This is a genomic window from Erysipelatoclostridium sp. An173 (assembly GCF_002160495.1).
GTDB classification, from domain to species: Bacteria; Bacillota_I; Bacilli_A; order Erysipelotrichales; family Coprobacillaceae; genus Thomasclavelia; species Thomasclavelia merdavium.
The window spans coordinates 1-4,931 of record NZ_NFKR01000069.1 but is presented as its reverse complement, the minus strand read 5'-3'; the positions used below and the strand labels follow the sequence as shown (position 1 = coordinate 4,931).

The following is a 4,931-nucleotide window of genomic DNA, read 5'->3' as shown; positions in this document are numbered from 1 at the left end:
TTTCTGTCTTTTTTTCCTGTTCTTTATAATATCCCGAATATTTCATATATAAATCTATCTCATGTTTTTTACAGAACATGTAATTATCATAACTTCCATATCCGGCATCTGCTGGTGTTTTTTCCGGGTATTCTCCATATGCCTGATAATATTTCTCCATAAATGGTATATATGTTGGTAAATCATTACAGTCACTGCTTACATACACATTTCTAATAAATCCATCACTTATTCCAAATTGTACTGTGAGGTAAGATCGCCGTCTTCCTCGTCGCTGGCACTGACATCCTGCAGCAGCGTCGATTCTTCGCTGGTCACACTTACGGTCAGCGGTGTCTGAGGTACCGTAATCTGCGGATCATGTCCGACCTTGTCATCACGTCCCTGGATAAATATAAATCCTCCGTAACCGATAATTAAAAGGATTCCTAAAATAAAATATTTACAGTTTTTCTTCACTCTTTTGTCCCCCTTATATCAACGTTCCTTAACATCTTAGCAGCATTGTCATTGAAGATCGCTTCACTGTAATCTCTGCCGTAAAGCTCCTTTACAAACTGATAGTCACGGTACATCCGGGCACTGCGATGGATTGGATGATGACCGTCGCTTCCGGCAAAGGATATTAAATGTGCTTCAAGCAGATCCATGACCGTATCTCTGGCCATCATACCGTATTTTCCAAAGACACTGCCCTTGTTCATCTGCAGCAGTGCTCCTGAAGATACCAGATCCCTAGCCAGATGATCAGATACCTGGATGCTTTCATAGCGCTCCGGATGAGCAATGACCGGTATCAGATCGTTTTCTACAGCACATCTGACTGCTTCGATCATTTTTTTACCGTCGGCATCAAAGAAAAATTCCATTAATAAATATCTGGTATCATTGCATGTCGTGATCTCATCCAGGTGTTCATAAAAGCTTTCGACCGAATCAAACAGGAACTCACAGCCAGGATACAGCTTAACAGGAATTCCGGCATCTTTGACGATCCTTTGAAAATCACTGAACAGACCTTTTTTCTTGACAGAAGGATTTTCAAAATGATAAGGATAGGCCAGATGAGGTGTCAGAACAATTTCATCGGTCCCGTCACGGTAAGCCTGATCAAGCATCTGCAGAGCCTGATCGATGCTTTGACACCCGTCATCGACCATCGGTAAGATATGACTGTGTATATCGATCATATATGTTCCTCCTAAAAATCCATTGCCATCTTGGCAGATTCTTCTTCACTTAATACCGTTAATTTAGTATCCATGACCCGATAGACCCTCTGACACATGTTTAAGACGCTTGGACGATGGGTCGTTACTATACATGTCTTGTTGGGATGATTGATCATGATATTATTTAATACTTTTCTTTCGGTTGAAACATCCAAGGCACTTGTTGCTTCATCCAGTAACAGTATCGGTGCCTCACGCAGCAGGGCTCTGGCAATGGCAATTCTCTGGCACTGCCCTTCCGATAAGCCCCGTCCCCGGGCTCCAATCCTGGCATTGATGCCTCCTTCTAACCGGGATACAAATTCATAGGCACATGCTGATTTCAAAGCTTCTATGATTTCTTCATCACTGGCATCTTCCTTGACCATTCTCAGGTTTTCAGCTATCGTTCCTGAAAAGATGGTATTTCCCTGCGGTACATAGGCAAACAGCGATCTCGTCGATGCATCAAGATGGTATTTCTTTCCCTGATAATCGATCAGATAGGCATTCCCCTGATTCGGTGTTATCAGTCCTAAAAACAGACGGATCATCGTTGTCTTCCCTTCTCCGCTCGGTCCTACCAGTGCAACTATTTCTCCCGGATTAGCCTTTAGATCAGATGAAACTAATACATTTTTATCCTGTATATATGAAAAATAGACATCCTCCAGCTCTAAGGAAAATCCTTTATCCTGGATTCTGTCTAAATATTCGCTCGTTTTGATATCAAGCGGTTCCTTCGGCAAAAAGGTGATCTCCATCAGACGTTTGGCTGATATCGTAGCACTGATCGTTGACGGGATGATCGATACCAGCGCACTGAACGTCGATGAAAGGCGTCCTGACTGCTGTAAAAACAGCGTCATCTCTCCATAATTGATCGCTCCGCTCCATAGCCGGTATACTGCCCAGCCATAAAAGCTGAAGCTGACCACCATTCCCAGTAATGATATGATCGTATTGTATTTGATGCTGAACCAGTTGTATTCCAGGCTTACATCCTTGAATCTTTTCTGGAACCCTTTTAAACGGTCACTGAACAGATGCACCAGACTGAATGATTTGATGGAATCGATATTGCTGAAGGTCTCTGTTTCAAATGCCATCATCTCGCTGTTCATTTCCTTGACCTTCATATCGTATTTTCTCAGTCTTGACATCATTACTTTTGATGACAGCAGCATGATCGGCATATTGGCAAGTGTCAAAAACAGCATCGTTGGATCATAGTACAGGATCAGACACAGTGTCGCTATGAAACTGAAAAAATTGATGATCAGATTCGGTACCCATCCGATGGCACTGCTGGCTACTGTTCCTACATCGCTGCTGAATCGGTTAAGAAGGTCTCCGCCATGATATCTTGACAGATCAAGCCAGTTGACCTCGATTATCTTATCGAAGATATCGGCCTGGATCTCGTTCTTGATCCGGATATTGATCTTCAGTGTGATCCTTGACATTGCCTGATTGAAAAGCAGACTGAAAAGCGACATCGATACCATCAGTACTGCCATTTCAAGAGCCCGGTTGGTCTGGATCCCTGTTACGATATTAATCAGCTCCTTGCTGGCAACCGAACTGATCAGCGACATCACGGTAGAAAATACTCCTAAGATCGTATAGAATACTATTTCCTTTTTATAGTTCTTTCCGTAGGAAAACATCCATTTGATCTCTTCCCACATCTCCTTGATACTGCCGTCCTTAATTTTCTCTATCAGCATTTTTATTGATTCCATATCTATCTTCCTTTATTAAAAATTCCATATAATCTTGCTAAAAAGGCCCGGACAGGTATGATCCTTATCCATACCCGGGCAAAAAACTCCCACCAGAAATCTCCTGGTCCGATCATCTTCCCTTTCCTTTTTACTCTGGTTACCGTTGCAAATATCTGTCCTTCATCTATAGGCCCTTCTATAACTGTCTGATTGTCACCGACAAAATAGTACTGATTTCCCTTTATCTTATAAATACGGTGGACCACATACTGTCCGTTCTTCCTTTGAAAAAAAGCAATATCACCCTTGCGAAGCTTTCTTTCCAGTCTTTTAAAGTAGATCACATCACGTTCATGAACTACAAAAGGTGCCATCGAGCTTCCAAGGACATGCATATTGACCTCTCTTCCTTCATCTACTAAACCTTTCAGTATCGTTACATACTCTCTGGTCCCCATCCTGCTGTTATTCATCGACGATCTTTTCCAGCTCCTTTTTCATATATTCAACTGACCGCTTTGTATATCTGCAAAGATACCGGGGCACTGCATCATATCTTCCTTCTTCAAGCAGGGCATATGCAGGACAGGTATTGCAGTATTTACGAAGATGACACTTACTGCACTCAGAGCTTCCCATGATCTGTTTTGTCTTCTCGGTTATATTCTCCCAGGCCTTTTTAAAGCCGGTCTTAAACACATCTTCGCTCGGTTCGCTCATGACCACACACGGTCTCATCAGTCCCTGCCAGCTGATCGTAAACGAGCATCTTCCGGCCTTGCATCTCATACCGTATGGTTTATCCTCACCTTCAGGAGTATTTTTTATCTTTTCAAATTCATGATGGCATGATGCCTTGAATATTTCATCGCCCATCTCGCGGCGCAGTACATGGATCCTTGTCTTTGCAGCCATGTCCGGATCCATCCTGGTCTGAAATGCAAACGGTCGGCTTCTTTCACGTACCCCTGGACACATGTATGTATCGATCCTTACCGGTACATCAAGTCTTTCTCCGATATCCAGGATCCCGTCGCTGCATGATACATTGGCTCTGGTCATGCTGCCGTTGATTTTGACATGGACCCCTGCTTTCCTTAGTCCTTCGATCGCTTTGACTGCTTTATCGAAGCCCTGTCCATAATGACACAGTCTTTCATAGCCGCTTTCGCTGTCACCGTATAATGTGATATTGATCCGCCGTGGTTTGTGATGGCTAAAAAAACCAGTCCACTCTTCATCTATCAGAGTACCGTTGGTATTGACCGTCAGGACCATTCCCATCTCTAATAAACTGATATACAGTTCTTTGAACCAGGGATAAAGCAGCGGTTCTCCTCCAGTCAGTAAGATAAACAGTACTCCTGCTTCCTTCATTTCCTTAGCCAGCATAAGCCATTCATCCAGGGTCTTCATCCTTCCCTGAGCTTCCATTTCACTTCTGCTCAAACGGACATAGCACATATCACAGTTCATATTGCATAGCGGTGTCAGTTCCAGTACCCCGTATACCGTACTGATCTTTCATATGCCATGGCAAACAGTCTTCGTTCGACCGTATTTTCATATTCGATATCATGTTCCATAAGCATCCTCCTTATCTCAAAAAGGCTGGAGGCTCTTCTCCTCCAGACCTTTATTTGAACATTTCACTGTTATGATTTGGCAGTTTCCCATTTATCCATGTTAAGATTTGTAGTACAGTGAGTATCATGGCCATATTCTGTCCAAACAATTACCTCTATCCTATCATTCCCATATGTTCTTGTATCATCCATATATCCCTTATAAAATCCACTGTCAGATTCTGCTTCATGTGTAATTCCACATGCATGATAGTTAGAACGATATTGGTAATCTCCATTCCCATAATAATCCACATAATGGTACTATGTCAAGATTTCGGACTACATAAATATGAGAAATTTAATTAATTGTTACTGATTAGATAGTTGTATTCATATTCATTTGGTGATTTGAAATCACAATGTGA

At 42.4% G+C, this 4,931-nt stretch carries 5 protein-coding genes and 1 pseudogene; all 6 read right to left on the bottom strand.

The features are described 5' to 3' along the window. Positions 1-208: pseudogene (locus tag B5F09_RS14175) on the bottom strand (hypothetical protein); the annotation flags it as partial. Positions 209-228: 20 nt separating this feature from the next. After that, positions 229-459, bottom strand: coding sequence for a hypothetical protein (locus B5F09_RS14170; protein WP_087374981.1), 231 nt, complete (start codon positions 457-459; stop codon positions 229-231). After that, positions 456-1,190, bottom strand: coding sequence for a tyrosine-protein phosphatase (locus B5F09_RS14165; protein WP_087374980.1), 735 nt, complete (start codon positions 1,188-1,190; stop codon positions 456-458). Before B5F09_RS14165 ends, B5F09_RS14170 begins: the two co-directional genes overlap by 4 nt. 11 nt (positions 1,191-1,201) lie before the next feature. Continuing rightward, entirely contained in the window at positions 1,202-2,956 is a 1,755-nt protein-coding gene (locus B5F09_RS14160; RefSeq protein WP_087374979.1) for an ABC transporter ATP-binding protein, read from the bottom strand. Between the two features lie 2 nt (positions 2,957-2,958). Continuing rightward, positions 2,959-3,411, bottom strand: coding sequence for a S24/S26 family peptidase (locus tag B5F09_RS14155; protein WP_087374978.1), 453 nt, complete (start codon positions 3,409-3,411; stop codon positions 2,959-2,961). Next, positions 3,404-4,402 (bottom strand): radical SAM protein, encoded by a 999-nt coding sequence (locus B5F09_RS14150; RefSeq protein ID WP_239404355.1) that lies wholly within the window; start codon positions 4,400-4,402, stop codon positions 3,404-3,406. Before B5F09_RS14150 ends, B5F09_RS14155 begins: the two co-directional genes overlap by 8 nt. Positions 4,403-4,931: the final 529 nt, after the last annotated feature.